Raw genomic sequence first — 438 nt, forward strand, 5'->3', positions numbered from 1 at the left:
AATAAATAGTCGCTATAGTCTGACCCTGACCCACACGTTCTCCTGTAAAATTTACAAACAGTTTTTCTATACGTCCGTTGACATGAGAGGTCTGGGATTGAGACAAACGCTCGTCTGCCTGAACGGTTCCGTAAAGGCGCAGTTCCTTTACCGGATTTTGTTTACTTACAACCGTTGTCTGGATATTGGCCAGTGCAACCGCTTCTGCCGACATCTGGATAGCCGACGGATCGATTGCCGCATCTCCCGAGCCTGTTGTTTTCAACGGAATCAGATCCATCGCACAAATCGGACATTTGCCTGGCTTATCCATCTTTATCTGTGGGTGCATTGAACAGGTCCAAACCTGTTTGCCGTTCTCATCGGTAGTCATCTCATGTGTATGCCCGGAATGATCTTCTCCGGGTATACTCTCCGAGCCGCCTGAGAAGATTAACC

At 48.2% G+C, this 438-nt stretch carries 1 protein-coding gene; it reads right to left on the minus strand.

The window, feature by feature from the left end; genetic code table 11:
* Nucleotides 1-313: heavy metal-binding domain-containing protein (locus tag HZY83_RS07825; protein WP_218925377.1), on the minus strand; the 313-nt coding region annotated here is incomplete at its 3' end.
* Nucleotides 314-438 lie beyond the last annotated feature (125 nt).

It is taken from the genome of Gemella sp. GH3, from assembly GCF_013415425.1.
GTDB lineage: Bacteria > Bacillota > Bacilli > Staphylococcales > Gemellaceae > Gemelliphila.